The sequence below is a fragment of the Janthinobacterium sp. AD80 genome (assembly GCF_002878455.1).
In the GTDB taxonomy this organism is placed as follows: Bacteria; Pseudomonadota; Gammaproteobacteria; order Burkholderiales; family Burkholderiaceae_D; genus Janthinobacterium.
In genome coordinates this window covers 1-500 of sequence record NZ_NRDQ01000347.1, presented here as the reverse complement: position 1 = coordinate 500, position 500 = coordinate 1, and the positions used below count along the sequence as shown (strand labels likewise).

Genomic DNA, 500 nt, shown 5'->3' with positions numbered 1-500 from the left:
CTGCCGCCGCAGCGGGCGCGGAACATGCGTTCGGCGGCGACCCGACGCATGCGGCGGCGATGGCGATGGCCTGGATGGCCGGCAGCCAGTCCGAAGGCGTGGCCTGCTGCGCGCGCCTGTTCATGCCCGGCGATGCCGCGGCCCTGCCGGAAGCGGCCTTGCCCACCGTCGCCAAGAGCCGTGCGCAGCTGGAAGAATATGATTTCGTGCCGTTCCGCCAGGCCACCGCGCAAGCGGCATCGATGATGAGCGCGCACGTGGTGTACCCGGCCCTGGATGCCGAGCTGCCCGCCAGCCTGTCGCCGCGCGTGATGCAGGGACTGGTGCGCGAGCAGTGGCGCTTCGACGGCATCCTCATCAGCGATGGCCTGGACACGGCATCCGTGCGGGAACGCCACATGGCGGGCCAGATCGCCCTGCGCAGCGTGACCGCCGGCAGCGACATGGCCATGGTGCTCGAGCGCCCCGCCGCCGTGGCCGCGCTCGACGCCCTGGCCGGC

Annotated in this window: 1 protein-coding gene; it reads left to right on the top strand. The window is 72.6% G+C overall.

Translation table 11 applies throughout. The annotated features are described in order from the left end of the window. Positions 1-500, top strand: a 500-nt coding sequence (locus JaAD80_RS29320; RefSeq protein ID WP_308410662.1) for a glycoside hydrolase family 3 N-terminal domain-containing protein, incomplete at both ends; no start/stop codon positions are given.